The organism is Rhizorhabdus sp. P4_G6 (assembly GCF_056401045.1).
Genome location: NZ_JBFUKC010000007.1, coordinates 148,485 through 164,384 on the forward strand (window position 1 = coordinate 148,485; position 15,900 = coordinate 164,384).

Genomic DNA, 15,900 nt, shown 5'->3' on the forward strand with positions numbered 1-15,900 from the left:
GTTAGGCCGGGTTATTCTCTGGAGGATTCTGACTAATGACCTTCTTGGTTTAGCCCTTCGCCCCGACAAAGCAAGCGCGAAAGCGCAGAAGGGCACAAAGTTTTGCCCATGCGGATGGTGCGGGCGGTCGGAATCGAACCGACACTCCTTGCGGAACCGGATTTTGAGTCCGGCGCGTCTACCAGTTTCACCACGCCCGCACGGCGCTGAGCTATAACGCCTCGGTCGCGGCGTGCAACCGCTCAGCGCGCCAGCGCCGAGCGAATGATCGCTTCGTAGATATCGGTCAGCGCGTGGAGATCGGCGATGGCCACGGCCTCGTCCAGCTTGTGCATCGTCGCGTTGCACAGGCCGAACTCGACCACCGGGCAGAGCCGCGACAGGAAGCGCGCGTCGGAGGTGCCGCCGGTGGTCGACAGCTCCGGGGTGAGGCCGGTCACCCCGGCGATGGCGTTCGAGATCAGCGCCGAGAAATCGCCCGGCGGGGTGATGAAGCTCTCGCCGGAGATCACCGCGCGGATCGTCGCGGCGGGGGCGTTCGCCGCGACCGTCGAGCGCACCAGTTCGACCAGCTGTGCGCCCGTATGCTCGTCGTTGAAGCGGATGTTGACCCGCGCCTTCGCCACCGCCGGAATCACGTTGGTCGCGCCGTTGCCGACATCGACGGTCGTAATCTCGAGGTTGGACGGCTGAAACCAGGCGTTGCCGTCGTCGAGATGCAGGCCGGCCAGGGCATCGAGCGCCTTCACCAGCGCCGGGATCGGATTGTCGGCAAGATGCGGATAGGCGACATGGCCCTGCGCGCCGCCATTCTCTATCCAGATATTGACCGATCCGCGCCGGCCGATCTTGACCATGTCGCCCAGCCGATGCGTCGATGTCGGTTCGCCGACGAGGCAGAGATCCGGGCGGACGCCGCGCTGGTTCATCCAGTCGATCAGCGCCACGGTGCCGTGGGTGGCGGGGCCTTCCTCGTCACCGGTGATGATCAGGCTGAGCGTGCCCGGCTGCTCGTCGAGACGCGCCGCGGCGGCGATGAAGGCGCCGATCGCGCCCTTCATGTCGACCGCGCCACGGCCGTAGAGCAGATCGCCGCGAAGCTCCGGCACGAAGGGATTGCCGTGCCAGCCGTCGCCCGGCGGCACCACATCGCTATGCCCCGCAAAGGCGAAGTGCGGCGCGCCCTGCCCGCGCGTCGCGAACAGATTCTCGACCGGGCCGTCGGGAGCCTCGCCGGCGGCGAAGCGATGGACGGTGAAGCCGATCGCCTCCAGTGCCTCGGCGATCACCGCCATCGCGCCAGCATCGGCGGGCGTCACGCTCGGGCAGGCGATCAGGCGCTTGGTCAGCGCGACGGGGTCGATTGCGTTCACCATGTCGCCCGCCTAGCGTCGCGCGTCCGTTATGCAAAGAGCCGTGAGACCCCGATGCCGAAGATCGATCTCGACGCGATCCCCCAGACCAACGCCACCGGCTACCCGCCGATCTACGCCGGCGTCGTTCAGGATCGCTGGTCTCGCCGCCTTGCCCCCGCGGCGGGGCTGATCGATTTCGGCGTCAGCCACGTCACGCTGAAGCCGGGTGCGTGGTCTGGCCAGCGCCACTGGCACGAGGGGGAGGACGAGTTTGTGGTGATGTTGTCGGGCCAGGCTGTGCTGGTCGACGACAAGGGCCGGACGCCGATCGGCCCGGGCGATTGCATCGCCTATCCCAAGGGAGACCCCAACGGCCATCACCTGATCAACGAGAGCGACGCCGATTGCGTGTTCATCGCGGTCGGCCGTCCCTCAGCGACCGACTGCCATTATCCCGACATCGACATGCACCTCGACGCCACCAAGGGCCGCCAGGTGCGCAAGGACGGCTCGGAATTTTGATGCCAGCTACGCCTTCTCCGCCGCGCGTTCGAACTTGTCGATCACCCAATGCTCGCCTGCGGCGCCTGCGCTCCACTCGACCATGAACGGATGGTCCCAGACCGCCGCGCAATAGTCCGACGCCCGCGCCGGTAGCGGGATCGAATAGGTGCGGAAGCGGGTGACCACCGGGGCAAACATGATGTCGACCGCGCCGAACGCGCCGAACAGATAATCGCCGCCCTGGCCGAACTGTTCCTTCGCCTGGTCCCACAGCGAGGTGATGCGCTGGACATCGGCGGCCACCTCGGGCGTGAGCGGTTCCGGCGGATAGACATGTCGCATGTTCATCGTGTGCTGGGACCGCAGGGCGGTATAGCCGGCGTGCATCTCGGCCGCCATCGAGCGCGCGAGCGCGCGCGCCTTCTCGCCCGCCGGCCAGAAGCGGTCGCGCCCGACTTTGTCGGCCAGATAGTCGATGATCGCCAGGCTCTCCCAGACGGCGGCGTCGCCGTCCCACAGCACCGGCACCTTGCCGTTGGAAGCGGCGAACTCGGGGGCCTGGCGGCGAACGTCCCAGTCGCCGTCATAGAGCGCGACGACCTCCTCCTCGAACGGCAGGCCCGCCTGCTTCACCGCCAGCCAGCCGCGCAGCGACCAGCTCGAATAGACCTTGTTGCCGATATAGAGCTTAAGCGTCATGGCGAGCCTCCATGGTGGATGCGACGCCCCTTAGCTCAGGATTGGCGGCTTTCCCACCCATTGGGCTCAGGAAGAGATCGCCTCCAGGATCGCGGCGCGAAGCTCGGCGATGCCGAAATCCTTCTCGCTCGACGTCACCAGCAGGCGCGGATGCGCGGCGACATGCTTGCGGGCCTCGGCCTCGGTCTCCGCGGTCACTGCCGCCAGCTCGCTGGCCTTGATCTTGTCCGCCTTGGTCAGGACGACATGATAAGTGACGGCGGCCTTGTCGAGCATCGTCATGACCTCGCGGTCGACGTCCTTGATGCCGTGGCGGCTGTCGATCAGCACCAGGGCGCGCTTCAGCACGACGCGGCCGCGGAGATAGTCGTTGACCAGGAATCGCCACTTGCGGACCATGTCCTTGGGCGCCTTGGCGAAGCCATAGCCGGGCATGTCCACCAGCCGCATCACCGGCACGGCGCCCTCCTCGGGTGCGCCGACATCGAAGAAGTTGAGCTCCTGCGTCCGGCCCGGCGTGTTCGAGGTCCGGGCGAGGCTGTTGCGGTTGGTCAGCCGGTTGAGCAGCGACGATTTGCCGACGTTCGAGCGGCCGGCGAAGGCCACCTCGGGCGCGTCGGCGTCGGGCAGGAACTTCAGGTCGGGTGCGGACTTCAGGAAGCTGACCGGTCCCGCGAACAGCTTGCGCGCGGGCTCGATCAGATCCTCGATCGGAACCTCAGGGGGTCCGTCGTCGCTCATTTTTTCTTCACGGTCACGACGGCCGCAGAGGCTGGCGTCTCCATCATCGGATGCTTGCTGTAGAGCCATGCCTGCTGCGCGATCGTCAGGAAGTTCGAGGTGATCCAGTAGACCAGCAGCCCGGCGGCGAACGGCGCCATGACGAACATCATGATCCACGGCATCAGCGACATCACCTGCTGCTGTGCCGCCTCCATCGGCTGTGGGTTGAGCCGGAACTGAAGCCACATCGAAACCCCGAGCAGCAGCGCCAGCACGCCGATGCCGAGAAAGGCCGGCGGGGTGAAGTCGAGCAGGCCAAACAGGTTCAGGATGTGGAGCGGATCGGGCGCGGACAGATCGCGGATCCACAGGATGAAGGGCTGGTGGCGCATTTCGATCGTCACCATCAGCACCTTGTAGAGCGCGTAGAAGACCGGGATCTGGACCAGGATCGGCAGGCAGCCCGCGAGCGGGTTGACCTTCTCCTCCTGGTAAAGCTTCAGCATCTCCTGCTGGAGCCGCGGCTTGTCGTCCTTGTAGCGCTCCTGCAGCTCCTTCATCTTCGGCTGTACGCGGCGCATGCCGGCCATCGAGCGGAACTGCTTCTGCGCGATCGGGAACATCAGGCCGCGCACCAGGAAGGTCAGGATGATGATCGCCACGCCGAAATTGCCGACCAGCTTGAACACCTGATCGAGCACCCAGAAGATCGGCTTCTCGATCACCCGGAACCAGCCCCAGTCGATCGCGCGGCCGAACTGTTCGATGCCCAGCGTCGCTTCATAATTGTCGAGCAGCTTCACTTCCTTCGCGCCGGCGAAGAAATGCTGGCTGACCGAGGCCGCCTTGCCGGGTGCGATGATGACCGGGCGACCGGTCAGGACCGCCTGATAGACATGCGGCGACGGCGACAGGAAACCGGCTTCCACCGGCGAACGCTGATCGGGCACCATCGCCGTCAGCCAATATTTGTCGCTGAAGCCTAGCCAGCCGCCCGTGCTGGCGAAGCGCGAGCCGGCGGTTCCTGCGGTGTCGAGATCCTGCGCCTTGACGAAGTCTACCGCGCGGTCGTTGGCCTTGGAGATCGCACCGACGCGATTGGTCCAGCTCCACGGATCGCGGGAAATCCCCTCGCGGGAGACCAGCCCGTAAGGCCGGGCGGCGACGGCGCTGGCGCCGCTGTTGATCAGCCTCTGCGTGACCGTGAACATGTAGTTCGCATCGACCGCGAACACCGTTTCGAAGCGCTGCCCGCGGCTGTTCGTCCAGCTCAGGGTTACGGGCGTCGAGGGCGTGAGTTTCTGGCCGGTGGCGGTCCATAGGGTGTTCGGGCCGGGTGCGTCGACACCGTCACCGGTCCAGCCAAAACCGGCATAATAGGAGCTCGGCGCGCCATTGGGAGACAGCAGCCGGATCGGCGGTGCATTCTTCGCCACCGTCTCGCGATAGGCCTTGAGTACCAGATCATCGATCCGCGCGCCCTTGAGGTTGATCGAACCGGCGATCTTCGGCGTATCGATCGCGATACGCGGCGTATCGCGCAACACGACCGCGCGCGCGCGAATCGCGCCCGCCGTTTCCGCGACGGGGCCGGCGCCGGGCTGGGGCAGCACCTGCTCCTTGCCGCCTTCGATCTTGGTGACCGGCGGCTTGGCTACCGGGAAATACCGGTCGCTGAGCGCGGTCCATCCGAACAGGACGATCGCCGACAGAACGATCGCGAGGATCATGTTGCGCTGGTTATCCACCAAAAACTCCCGGAAAACTGTCGATGTTCAGGGCACCGGATCATGGCCCGAGCCACCCCAGGGGTGGCATCGGCAAATCCGGCGGAGCCCGAGCCATCCGCCTTTGAGCGCGCCATAGCGCGAGACGGCCTCGATCGTATAGGCCGAACAGCTCGGCACGTAGCGACAGGTCGGCGGCAGGATCAGCGATGGGCCCTTCTGCCAGGCCTTCGCCAGCAGGATGATGACCCGTCCGATCACGCCGGCGGCCTCGGCGAAATCTTCCCCAACGCTTTCAGCAGCTGCGCGCGCAGATCGGCGAAATCATTGTCGAGACCGCCGGAGCGGCCGATCAGGACATGATCGGCACCGGCTATGCCGGCGATCGGCAGCAGCTCGCGGGCGAGCGCGCGGAAGCGTCGCTTGATGCGGTTGCGGACGACCGCATTGCCGATCTTCTTGGTCACGGTGATGCCCAGGCGCATGACGGGATCGTCATCGCCGCGCGGCCTTACCAGCAGCACGAAACCGGGCATTGGCGCCCGCCGGCCGCCATTCGCCGCCAGAAAATCCGCACGGCGCCGAAGCACCGCATACGGAGTCGCGTTCAGGCGGACAGCTTGTTGCGGCCGCGCGCACGGCGAGCGGCCAGCACCTTGCGGCCACCGGGGGTGGCGCTGCGCGAACGGAAACCGTGGCGCCGCTTGCGGACCAGGTTGCTCGGCTGGAAAGTGCGCTTCATCGTATCTCGCCTCAAATTCAAAACAAAAGGGCCGCCGAACAAGTGGCAGCCGCTAACGAGAGCGCGCTTAGGCAAAAGCCCGGCGCGAGTCAATCAATGTGCACGGCACCGGCGATCGACAAGACCACGGCAGAATTCGTTTCGGCCGATGGCTCCTTTTCGTTTCGCATGCGTTCGGAGGCGCAACACAGTCTTAGCCTGGAGACCGACATGCGCCGTTCCGCCCTCTGCCTGCTCATGCTGCTGCCGGCGCTCAGCGCCTGCCATTCGAAGGTCGACGATCGGCTGAAGGCGATGGAGGATCGTCTCGCCAAGGTCGAGCAGTCGATCGGCGAACACCAGGCGATTACCCTCAAGCCGGGTCAGACCGGCTATGGCCTTCTCGCCACCGATTTCGGCCGAGTGGCGGTGGCGCTCGCCGATGTCCAGCCCTATGCTGGCGGCTCGCGGATCGTGCTGGATTTCGGCAATCCGACCACGGCGCGGCTCAGCGGCATGACGGCGAAGGTCGAATGGGGCTCGAACGACGCCAAGGGCTCGCCGATGACGCCCAGCACGGTGCAGTCGCTGAATTTCGTGGCGCCGGAGCCGCTGCCGGCCGGCAGTTGGCATCAGTATAGCATCGATCTTCCTGGCGTCGCGCCGACCTCGCTTGGCTGGGTGAAGCTCTCGGCCTTCGACAGCGGCCAGGTGGACCTGCTCAGCCAATAGCCGAAAAACCTCGACAATCCTTTCACCCCCGCCGATAGAACAGCCCGGGAACATCGGGGGCTGGTCTATGGTGGCGCATGTCGCGACGGTCGCATTTCTGGGGCTGGAGGCCCGCGCCGTCGAAGTACAGGTGCAGGTCGCGCCGGGGATGCCGGCCTTCGTGGTAGTCGGGCTGCCGGACAAGGCGGTTGCCGAGAGCCGGGAGCGGGTGCGGGCGGCGCTGTCCGCGATCGGCCTCGCGCTGCCCCCCAAGCGGATCACCGTGAACCTGTCGCCCGCCGACCTGCCGAAGGAGGGCGCGCATTATGATCTGCCGATCGCGCTGGGGCTGCTCGGCGCGATGGGCGTGATCGATGCCGAGACGCTGGCCTCCTATGTCGTCGTCGGCGAACTCGGGCTCGACGGCCGCGTCGCCCCGGCGCCGGGCGTACTGCTCGCCGCCCTGCACGCGTCCGAACGCGACCTGGGCCTCGTCTGCCCTTCGGCGCAGGGGTCCGAAGCCGCCTGGGCCGGCTCGATCGAAGTGGTGGCGGCGCCCGATCTGCTCGCACTGATCGGCCACTTCAAGGGCGGCGCACCGCTCGTGCCGCCGCAACCGGGCACCGCCGACGCTCCCGTCATCCTGGCCGACCTCAAGCAGGTAAAGGGTCAGGAAACCGCCAAGCGCGCGCTGGAGATCGCCGCGGCCGGCGGCCATAACCTGCTGATGAGCGGACCTCCCGGCGCGGGCAAGTCGCTGATGGCAGCCTGCCTTCCCGGCATATTGCCCGAGCTCACGCCCGCCGAAGCGCTGGAAGTGTCGATGGTGGCCTCGGTCGCCGGCGAGTTGCAGGGCGGGCGGCTTATCCGCGCCCGCCCGTTCCGCAGCCCCCATCATTCGGCGTCGATGGCCGCGCTGATCGGCGGCGGGCTGCGCGTTCGCCCTGGGGAGGTAAGCCTCGCCCATCTCGGCGTGCTGTTCCTTGACGAAATGCCGGAGTTCCAGCGCGCGGTGCTCGATTCGCTGCGCCAGCCGCTCGAGACCGGCAAGGTCTCGGTCGCCCGCGCCAACGCCCATGTCACCTTCCCGGCCCGCGTCCAGCTGATCGCGGCGATGAATCCCTGCCGCTGCGGCCATCTCGGAGATGCCGCCCTCGCCTGCTCGCGCGCGCCGCGCTGCGCCACGGACTACCAAGCCAAGCTATCGGGCCCGCTGCTCGATCGTATTGATCTCCACGTCGAGGTCGCCGCCGTCAGCGCCGCCGATCTCGTGCTGCCGCCCCCCGCCGAAGGCTCGGCCGAAGTCGCCACCCGCGTCGCCGCCGCCCGCGCGATCCAGACCGCGCGCTTCACCGGCCATGGCGCCCGCACCAATGCCGAGGCCGACGGCGAACTGCTCGACAGCGTCGCGACGCCGGACGAGGCAGGCCGCAAGCTGCTCGCGCAGGCCGCCGAGGCGATGCGGCTGTCGGCGCGCGGTTATCACCGGGTGCTGCGGGTCAGCCGCACGATCGCCGATCTGGCGGGCGCGGAAGGCGTGAGCCGGGTGCATATCGCGGAAGCGCTAAGCTATCGGCGGCGGGCGGCGGTGAGTTGAGGCTGGGTGGGGCGGCGAGATCGCGCTCATCCTGCGCGAGACGATGGCCATGACGCGGGTCTTGGATCACCGGCGATGACTGCGCGCGCCGACACGCTGTCGTCCCGGATAATCGCGGCCGCGCCGTGGATCATCATAGCGATCGCTATAATATTCCGCATCTATGCGCTCGACCGGCTGCCCGGCCTCAATGGTGACGAGGCTTGGTATGGGGTGCAGGCGCAGCGCTGGGCCGGGGGCGAAGCGTTGCGTTGGCGGACTCCGAGCGGAAATCTGCCTGGGCCGGTGCAGATCGGCTGGATGCTTGTGCTCCAGCCGATCTTCACGCCGAGCGTGACGCTGTTGCGTATTCCCCCGCTGATCTCATCGCTTGCGGCGATGGGGCTGGCCTATGCAATCGGCCGACGCTTCTTCGATCGCACCACCGCGATGATCGCGCTGCTGCTGATGGCGGCGCTGCCCGCGAACATCGTCTATGCGCGGTTCGGCTGGGATCCGAGCCATATCGGCCTGGTGATACTCGCCTCTTGCTGGGCGGCACTGGCAGGCCGGCCACTGCTCTCGGCGCTTGCCTTTGCGCTCGCGTTGATCGTCCATCCGACCAGCGTATTCGCCGCGCCGTTCCTGACCTTCGCCTTCCTCGGCGCCGACCTTGAGCGGCACGGGCGTAGACAGGCACTCAAGCGCAGCGGTGTTCATGTCGCGCTCCTCGCCGCCGCGCTGGCCCTGCTCGCGATCACCACCTCGCAGGGGCAGGTCGGCATCGGAATGGCTGGACTGAAAGACCGACTCACCCAGCCGCTAGAATGGGCGATCTTCCCGCTTCTATTTGAGCGCCTCCTGTCGGGCGAGACCGTATACAGCTTCGTCACCGGCCATGGTCTCGGCGTCGCGCGCCATGCCGCCGACGTGTTCGGCGCGGCGCTGCTGGCCCTGCTGGTGACCGTAGGCACCGCCGGCTTATGGGGAAAACGCTTCGGGCTGATCGCAGGCATTGTCACTGGCTGGGTGGCCAGTCTCCTGGCCTTCTTCCTGATCGCTGGCAACGAAGCGCTGCAGCCGCACCATGAACGTTATGCGCTGGTGCTGATCGTGCCAACCGTTCTGGCGCTTGGGCTGCTGATCCGGCGGCTGTTCCCCGAACCGGGACGGGAGGGCCGCGCAATCCTGTTTACCCTAGCGATTACGGCGTCGCTTCTGGTCGGCTTCTGGTTACGCTATTTCGTCGTGCTGGAGCGGGAGGGCAGCGTCTCCGCAACGGCCTTCTGGACCGGGCTGCGCGAACCCAAGCAGGTGGCGGTCGAGTGCATCTTGGCGGCGACGACCGTGAGCGGACCGGCGCAGGTGATCGCCGAGGACTGGTGGCTCTATCAGCCACTGGCCTATCTCGCGCATGGCAAAGGGATCGATCTCGTCGATCCCGGTCGACGGGGGCCGCCCCTGGCTATGACGAGGCTGCCTGGCGGCACCTATATGCTGGTGTTTGGCGGCAGTGAGATGGATAGCCGGATCGCGGCAACGCATCACGCCAGGCTCCGCTGGACGATCCCCGCCACCGGCCATCCCCGCGCCATCAACATTTGGTGGACACCGACTATCCACTAATCGAAGCATCGACCGAAAAAGGGGACAAGATGATGTGGTGGCGTATTTTCGACCATGTGTCGTTCGCGATGATTTGCTTCGGGGTGGCGCATAATCGCAGGTCGTCGGCCGCACCCAGTCGCCAGGCGCTCAGCTATCGTCGGGGCGCAGTAGTGAGTTGAAGGTGGCGGGCCCGGCCCAGGCCGACGATCCGAGCCCCTATCCCGCGTGCAGCGTACGCCGGATGCGCCGTACCGCCAGCGCGACGCACAGCGCCACCAGCGGTATGGCAAGGCCTGTCGCGAGTTCGGGCTTCAGGACCGGCACAACCTCGTGCAGCCCCTTGAACACATAGCCGATCAACCCGACCAGATAATAGCTGATCGCCACCACCGAGAGCCCCTCTACGGTCTGCTGGAGGCGGAGCTGGAGGTGGGTGCGGCGGTCCATCGAGTCGAGCAGGTCGCGGTTTTGGCGGGCCAGCGCGGTGTCGACGCGGGTGCGAAGTAGCGAACTGGTCCAGGCGACGCGCTGCGACAGATCCTCGAGCCGCTGCGAGAAGGAATTGCAGGTCCGCATCGCCGGGATCAGCCGCCGCTCGGCAAAGTCGACCAGGGTCGGATGGCCGCGCACCGCACGGGTGGCGAGGCTGTGCAGCCGATCGGTGCTGAGCTGCGCATAGGCGCGGGTGGCGCTCATCCGGTAACTGGTGTCAGCCATCAGCCGCGCCAGTTCGGCCGAGAGAAAGCTCAGCTCGTCGAGCAGCCCCTCATCGTCCGACAGGCGCTCGGCGACGGCGCCGGTGAGGGCCGACAGGCGTTGCTCCAGCGCGGTCACCCGTGGGGTCAGGCTCTGCGCCAGCGGCAGCCCAAGCAACGCCATGTTGCGGTAATTGCCCAGCTCCTGCACGCGCTGGATGAGCTGGGCGGGTTCGGCGCCTTCGAGGCCGTGATCGGCGATCAGCAGGCGGCCGAAGCCGTCCGCGTGCAACCGGAAATCCGACCAGAGGCGCGCGCGCCCATCCATCACATCGCAGACGATCAGATCGTCGGCCGAGAAAAACCGCGTCAGGCTATCGAGCAGATCGGGTGCGACATCGCGCCCGACCAGGGCAATCTGGGTCGCGCGGATCACCTCGCCCGGAAGCTGCGCGACGAAGTCGTCCGCCAGCGCGGCGAAGGGCTCGCTGCTGAAGCCCGGATCGAACATGTCGCGGCGGATGAATGTGTAGCTCGCGACCTCGGTGTGGCGTTCCCAGACCAGCTCGAACTCACCGAGCCGGCATATGAAATATTTGGCGCTGGCGGGAATGGCGACATCGTGGCGCGCGCAGAGCGCCTCGACATGGAGGCGGCTATCCTCGATGCCCTTTTCGCCGACATGCGTGACGATCTGCATCAGCCGCGCGGGTGCGTGGAAATGCGGCAACTTGCGGACGTGCATTTCCTCGGAGAGCGACGCTCGTAGCGGATGGCTTCGCGCTAGCATGCGGAACTCATCGATCGGACGACCGTCAGACAGAATATTCCTCCAGCGCATGCCCATTGCCGCATCGCAGCATCAGAAAATAAATAGCCGCGCGGGTGCGATATGTCACGCGTCGGACCCGGATCAGGTCAGGATGCCGATTTTGAGGAGGATGTGCGCCCTCTTGCTCAGCCGACCGACTGCGTCACCGACTCGAGCGCCTCGGTGAAGCGCCGGCGCCACCAGATCACGTCTTCGGCCGCGATATTGTCCATGCAGGCGCGCCATCGCGCCTTGCGTTCCTCGAGGGGCATATCGAGCGCCAGCGTGATCGCATCGGCGATCTCCTCCGGGCTATAGGGATTGATCAGCAGCGCCTCGGTCAGCTGCTCGGCTGCGCCGGCGAAGCGCGACAGGATCAGCACGCCGGGGTCTTCCGGGTCCTGCGCGGCGATATATTCCTTGGCGACCAGGTTCATGCCGTCGCGCAGCGGCGTCACCAGCCCGATCTTGGCGGCGCGGTAGATGCCCGCGAGCCGATCGCGCGGATAGCCGCGATTCACGTAGCGGATCGGCACCCATTCGACATTGGCATAAGCCCCGTTGATCCGGCCGGACAGCGCGTCGAGCGAGGCGCGGATCTCGCGGTAGCTCTGCACGTCGCCACGCGAGGGCGGGGCGATCTGCAGCAGGAAGACTTCGCCGTGCAGCTTTTCCTCGCCCTGCAACAGCCGTTCATATCCGAGGAAGCGTTCCTCCAGGCCCTTTGAATAGTCGAGCCGGTCGACGCCGATGATCATGTCCCGCCCCGAACTGCTCTGGCGCATCCGGTAATAAGCATAGCGGGCGGGCGCGGATTGCGACGCCGCCACAAAATTCTCGGTGTCGATCCCGATCGGGCAGGCGATCGCCCGTATCGACCTGTCGTCAACCGTCACCCGCCCATCCTCGGCGATCGTGCCGCCCATCTCCTGGGTTACATAGTCGTGGAAGCTGGTCAGCGAATCCTGGGTCTGGAAGCCCACCACGTCATAGGCGAACAATGTCTCGACCAGCTGGCGGTGATTGGGCAGCGACAGCAGCAGCCGGTAGGGCGGCCACGGGATGTGCAGGAAAAAGCCGATCCGGTTGGCAACCTCGCGGTCGCGCAGATATTGGCCGAGCGGGAACATGTGATAATCATGAATCCAGACGAGATCGTCGCGCTCGATGAGCGGTTCGAGCGTTTCGGCGAAGCGCTGGTTGACCCGCTCATAGCCCTCGGCAAAGCCGCTCTCGAACTCGGCCAGGTCCATCCGGTAATGGAATAGCGGCCACAGCGTGCGATTGGCATAGCCGTTATAATATTCGTCGACGTCCTGCTCCTCGAGGTCGATCGTCGCGGTGGTGACGCCGTAGTTGCGCTGCAGGTTGATATGGCCGGTGAACTGATCGGTGATGTCGCCCGACCAGCCGAACCAGATCCCGCTCGATTCGCGCAGCGCCGCCGACAGGGCGACAGCGAGGCCGCCCTGGCTGCCAGTGCCTTCGCCCGTCGGCGGCTGGACGCGGTTGGAGACGATGATCAGCCGACTCATCGCACCGAACTCCACGGCTTGCTGAGCAGGGTCGCGCAGTTGATCATGCCGACCAAAGAATAGGTTTGCGGATAGTTGCCCCAGAGTTCGCCGGTCGCAGGATCGATGTCCTCCGACAGCAGCCCCGCCGGGGTCCGCCGCGACAGCATTTCCTCGAACAGTTCGCGTGCATCATTGGTTCGGCCCGTCAGCCATAATGCTTCGATCAGCCAGAAGGTGCACACATTGAAAGCGGTATGCGGCAGGCCGAAGTCATCTTCAGTCGCGTAGCGCAGCATGTGCGATCCGCGCCGCAATCCATCCTCGACCGCCCGCAATGTGCCCTGGAAGCGCTCGTCACCCGGCTTCACGAAGCGCAGGTCGAGCAGCTGGATCAGGCTCGCGTCGAGATCGTCGCCCCCGAAGGTTGCGGAGATACGCTGAGTATCCTCGCGCCAGGCGGCGCGTTCGATGCGGGCGCGGATATGGCCGGCGCGGTCGCGCCAGAAGCGCTCGCGCGCCGGAAGGCCGAGCGCCTCGGCGGCATTGGCGAGCCGGTCGCAGGCCGCCCAGCACATCGCCACCGAATAGGTATGCACGTGGCTTTTGGTGCGCAGCTCCCACAGCCCGGCATCGGGCTTGTCGTGCACATCCCAGGCATGCTCGCCGACCCGTTCGAGCGCGCGGAAGTCTTCTATGCCCGCCATCCGGTAAAGCCTGCGGTCGAAAAAGGCCTGGGCGTTGGAAAGGATGATCTGGCCATAAGCGTCGTGCTGGATCTGCTCATAGGCCTGGTTGCCGACCCGCACCGGCCGCATGCCGCGATAGCCCGACAGCGCCGGCGCGACGCGCTCGGTCAGAACGGCTTCGCCGCCGACGCCGTAAAGCGGCTGGATATGCCCGCCCTTGGCGTTGTCGACGATGTTGCGCAGATATTCGAGATAGGATTCGAGCACGTCGAGCGCGCCGAGGCGATTGAGCGCCTGCACCGTGTAATAGGCGTCGCGAATCCAGCAGTAGCGATAGTCCCAATTGCGTTCCGAGCCGGCATGTTCCGGGATCGAGGTGGTGAGCGCCGCGACGATCGCCCCGGTCTCCTCGTGCTGGCACAGCTTCAGGGTGATGGCCGAACGGATAACCGCCTCCTGCCACTCGACCGGCGTCGCCAGGGCGCGGGTCCATTGACGCCATTCTGCCGCGGTATGCTTGAGCATGGTGTCGAGCGCGCCGCCGATGTCGCCGACGAAGCTCTCGTCAGGTCCGAGAAAGAAATGCAGCGGGCGCTCCACTCGGAACAACCGCTCGGCCTGGATCCAGCCGAGCGGAGCGGAAGTGGTGAGACGCAGGGTCGTGTCGCTCAGCTGGTAGCGGATATGGTTGGACCCTTGCGTCGTCGTCGGATCGGCCGCCCCCCAGTCATAGGCCGGACGCAGCCTGACTCGGATGCGCGGGCTTCCGGCGATCGGCCGCACGATCCGTGCGAAGGCGACCGGACGATACATCCGGCCATGACGATAGTGCCTTGGACAGAAGTCCGTCACTTCGATCGCATTGCCCGCGCCATCGCTGTGACGGGTGATGAGAATCGCGGTGTTGCGCAGATATTCCTGGTGCGTCTCGACGCCGCCTTCCAGGTCGATCTCCCAGAAGCCGCGTGCGCCCTCGGCCGATGGCGGATGATCGTCCAGCAATGAGCAGAAGGCCGGATCGCCGTCGACGCGCGGGACGCACGCCCAGACGAAGCGCCCGGCGCGATCGACCAGCGCCGACACCTGGCAATTACCGATCGGCCAGAGATCGAGCGTCGCGGTCATGCGGCCATGTCCCACAGCCAGTGCCGGACCGCCCCGACATCGCCCAGGCCGTAGAGCGCGGCGGTTTCCCGCCGGGCGCCGACGAGAATGCCGAAGCCGCCCTTCTCGCCCGCGATCCGCATCGCCGGCTCGTCGGTAAGGTCGTCGCCGATCACCACCGGCAGCGTCCCGGTCATGGGGGGGGCGGCCAGCAGGGCCTCGACGGCCCCGCCCTTGTCCCACCCGGGGCCGCGCAGTTCGACCATCATCTTGCCCGGCTGGACTTCCAGACCTGTTCGCTCGGCGATTTTATAGGCCTGCCGCTTCACCGGCTCCTCGAGGATGGGGGCGACTCGATAGTGCATCGCCACGCCATGGCTCTTTTCCTCGATGATCATCTCGGGATGCCCGGCGCCATAGGATCGCACTTCGGCTATGGCGGCATCGAGACCGGCCGGCCGTGGCGGCTGGATCAGCCGGCCGTCGTGGCGGACCTCCGCGCCATGGCTGCCGGCGATGGCGATGATCTGCGTGATCGGCCCGATCATCCGGTCGAGTTGCTCGACCGACCTGCCGCTGATCAGCGCCAGCCGACCAGGGAAGCGCCGATGGAGCGCCTCCAGCAGCTCGGTCAATTCGGAATCGGCCCGGACCAGGTCCGGCCGGTCGACCAGCGGCACCAGCGTTCCATCGAAGTCTACGAACAGGCTGTGGCTCGAAGGCTCGATCCGCGGCGGTGGCGCGAGCACCGGTTGGCTGGGCCGGGTCGACATGCAATTTCCTCACGGCGATGAAGGACGGGGTTCGGTCATGACGCAGCTCTTCCGTGGAAATCCGGGTTGAGCCAGGCAGAGGACGCGTGGAGCCGCCGTTCAGTTCCGTCGGCGCTTTTGCTGGAAGCCGGTCGGCGCGCACGGGGAGCGTGCGCGAGCTGCCCGGAGGCAGTGAGGAAAACGGAAAGCACCCCCGGGCAAGGGAACCCGAGGGTGCGTCCCACGCGGAGGAAATTGCCAGTCCGCCGCGTGTATCTCGAAACATGGGTGCCTCCCGGGGCGATAGGGGGGCTGGGGGACCCCGGGAGGCGGAGCGATCAGTGCGCCGCGACGTTCATGCGGCTGTTCTCGGCAATCTGGGTGCCGGCGTTGGCCAGTGCCAGCTCGACCTGCGGCATCGCACGGGCGATAGCGACCTTGGTGCAGCTCTCGGACTGGGACAGCGCCTTGAGCGACTTGTCGCCATCGGCAGAGCAGACCTGCTTGGCGGCGCGGATGACGCGGGCCTTGAGAGCCTGGGCACCGTCCTGGCTGGCGAGATCGAGATCGCCGTAGCGGACTTCCGCGCTGGTCTGGGTCACTTCCGCGGCCTGGGCCGGGAACGAGACGGTGGCAGCGGTAGCGGCGGCGGCGGCGAGGGCGGCGAAGAAAGTGGTCGAACGGGTCATGTCATATCTCCTGTTGCGTTCC

Annotated in this window: 16 protein-coding genes and 1 tRNA gene; 4 read left to right on the forward strand and 13 right to left on the reverse strand. The window is 66.4% G+C overall.

What is annotated here, in order from left to right:
- Nucleotides 1–115: 115 nt before the first annotated feature.
- Nucleotides 116–200, reverse strand: a tRNA-Leu gene (locus AC1DPF_RS09965).
- A gap of 42 nt (nt 201–242) precedes the next feature.
- Nucleotides 243–1,376 carry a succinyl-diaminopimelate desuccinylase gene (gene dapE, locus AC1DPF_RS09970; RefSeq protein ID WP_477961033.1) on the reverse strand — a complete coding sequence of 378 codons (1,134 nt, stop codon included), beginning with the start codon at nt 1,374–1,376 and terminating at the stop codon, nt 243–245.
- A gap of 51 nt (nt 1,377–1,427) precedes the next feature.
- Between dapE and AC1DPF_RS09975 the strand changes: the two genes are divergently transcribed.
- On the forward strand, nt 1,428–1,877 hold the full coding sequence (locus AC1DPF_RS09975; protein WP_477961035.1) for a cupin domain-containing protein: 450 nt from the start codon (nt 1,428–1,430) through the stop codon (nt 1,875–1,877).
- A 6-nt stretch (nt 1,878–1,883) separates the two neighbouring features.
- Here the strand turns inward: AC1DPF_RS09975 and AC1DPF_RS09980 are convergent, their stop codons facing one another.
- The 6 genes from AC1DPF_RS09980 to rpmH all read right to left on the reverse strand — a co-directional run bounded on the left by AC1DPF_RS09980 (nt 1,884) and on the right by rpmH (nt 5,750).
- Nucleotides 1,884–2,558, reverse strand: a complete 675-nt coding sequence (locus AC1DPF_RS09980; RefSeq protein ID WP_477961037.1) for a glutathione S-transferase family protein — start codon at nt 2,556–2,558, stop codon at nt 1,884–1,886.
- A 66-nt stretch (nt 2,559–2,624) separates the two neighbouring features.
- Nucleotides 2,625–3,299 (reverse strand): ribosome biogenesis GTP-binding protein YihA/YsxC, encoded by a 675-nt coding sequence (yihA, locus tag AC1DPF_RS09985; protein ID WP_477869526.1) that lies wholly within the window; start codon nt 3,297–3,299, stop codon nt 2,625–2,627.
- Nucleotides 3,296–5,029, reverse strand: coding sequence for a membrane protein insertase YidC (yidC, locus tag AC1DPF_RS09990; RefSeq protein WP_477961039.1), 1,734 nt, complete (start codon nt 5,027–5,029; stop codon nt 3,296–3,298). Before yidC ends, yihA begins: the two co-directional genes overlap by 4 nt.
- Before the next feature lie 27 nt (nt 5,030–5,056).
- Nucleotides 5,057–5,269: a membrane protein insertion efficiency factor YidD gene (yidD, locus tag AC1DPF_RS09995; protein ID WP_477869522.1), complete on the reverse strand. Its 213-nt coding sequence runs from the start codon at nt 5,267–5,269 to the stop codon at nt 5,057–5,059.
- The gene (gene rnpA, locus AC1DPF_RS10000; RefSeq protein ID WP_477961041.1) at nt 5,266–5,598 is read right to left on the reverse strand and encodes a ribonuclease P protein component; all 333 of its coding nucleotides are present in this window, start codon (nt 5,596–5,598) and stop codon (nt 5,266–5,268) included. The genes yidD and rnpA overlap by 4 nt, the downstream gene beginning before the upstream one ends.
- A gap of 17 nt (nt 5,599–5,615) precedes the next feature.
- Complete coding sequence (gene rpmH, locus AC1DPF_RS10005) at nt 5,616–5,750, reverse strand: 50S ribosomal protein L34 (RefSeq protein WP_127744382.1); 135 nt, start codon at nt 5,748–5,750, stop codon at nt 5,616–5,618.
- Between the two features lie 210 nt (nt 5,751–5,960).
- On the opposite strand from rpmH, the gene AC1DPF_RS10010 reads away from it, so the two are divergent.
- The 3 genes from AC1DPF_RS10010 (at nt 5,961) to AC1DPF_RS10020 (ending at nt 9,642) form a co-directional block, all read left to right on the forward strand.
- On the forward strand, nt 5,961–6,461 hold the full coding sequence (locus AC1DPF_RS10010) for a DUF3251 domain-containing protein (protein WP_477869518.1): 501 nt from the start codon (nt 5,961–5,963) through the stop codon (nt 6,459–6,461).
- A 67-nt stretch (nt 6,462–6,528) separates the two neighbouring features.
- The gene (locus AC1DPF_RS10015; protein WP_477961043.1) at nt 6,529–8,037 is read left to right on the forward strand and encodes a YifB family Mg chelatase-like AAA ATPase; all 1,509 of its coding nucleotides are present in this window, start codon (nt 6,529–6,531) and stop codon (nt 8,035–8,037) included.
- 75 nt (nt 8,038–8,112) lie between these two features.
- Nucleotides 8,113–9,642 carry a hypothetical protein gene (locus tag AC1DPF_RS10020; protein WP_477961045.1) on the forward strand — a complete coding sequence of 510 codons (1,530 nt, stop codon included), beginning with the start codon at nt 8,113–8,115 and terminating at the stop codon, nt 9,640–9,642.
- Nucleotides 9,643–9,840: 198 nt separating this feature from the next.
- On the opposite strand, the gene AC1DPF_RS10025 is transcribed toward AC1DPF_RS10020, so the two are convergent.
- The 5 genes from AC1DPF_RS10025 to AC1DPF_RS10045 all read right to left on the reverse strand — a co-directional run bounded on the left by AC1DPF_RS10025 (nt 9,841) and on the right by AC1DPF_RS10045 (nt 15,878).
- The gene (locus AC1DPF_RS10025) at nt 9,841–11,109 is read right to left on the reverse strand and encodes a DUF3422 domain-containing protein (RefSeq protein WP_477961047.1); all 1,269 of its coding nucleotides are present in this window, start codon (nt 11,107–11,109) and stop codon (nt 9,841–9,843) included.
- Nucleotides 11,110–11,276: 167 nt separating this feature from the next.
- On the reverse strand, nt 11,277–12,665 hold the full coding sequence (locus tag AC1DPF_RS10030) for an alpha,alpha-trehalose-phosphate synthase (UDP-forming) (RefSeq protein WP_477869499.1): 1,389 nt from the start codon (nt 12,663–12,665) through the stop codon (nt 11,277–11,279).
- Nucleotides 12,662–14,458 (reverse strand): glycoside hydrolase family 15 protein, encoded by a 1,797-nt coding sequence (locus AC1DPF_RS10035; RefSeq protein ID WP_477869497.1) that lies wholly within the window; start codon nt 14,456–14,458, stop codon nt 12,662–12,664. The genes AC1DPF_RS10030 and AC1DPF_RS10035 overlap by 4 nt, the downstream gene beginning before the upstream one ends.
- Entirely contained in the window at nt 14,455–15,210 is a 756-nt protein-coding gene (otsB, locus tag AC1DPF_RS10040; RefSeq protein WP_477961048.1) for a trehalose-phosphatase, read from the reverse strand. Before otsB ends, AC1DPF_RS10035 begins: the two co-directional genes overlap by 4 nt.
- A 317-nt stretch (nt 15,211–15,527) precedes the next feature.
- Nucleotides 15,528–15,878 carry a UrcA family protein gene (locus tag AC1DPF_RS10045; protein WP_477961050.1) on the reverse strand — a complete coding sequence of 117 codons (351 nt, stop codon included), beginning with the start codon at nt 15,876–15,878 and terminating at the stop codon, nt 15,528–15,530.
- Nucleotides 15,879–15,900 lie beyond the last annotated feature (22 nt).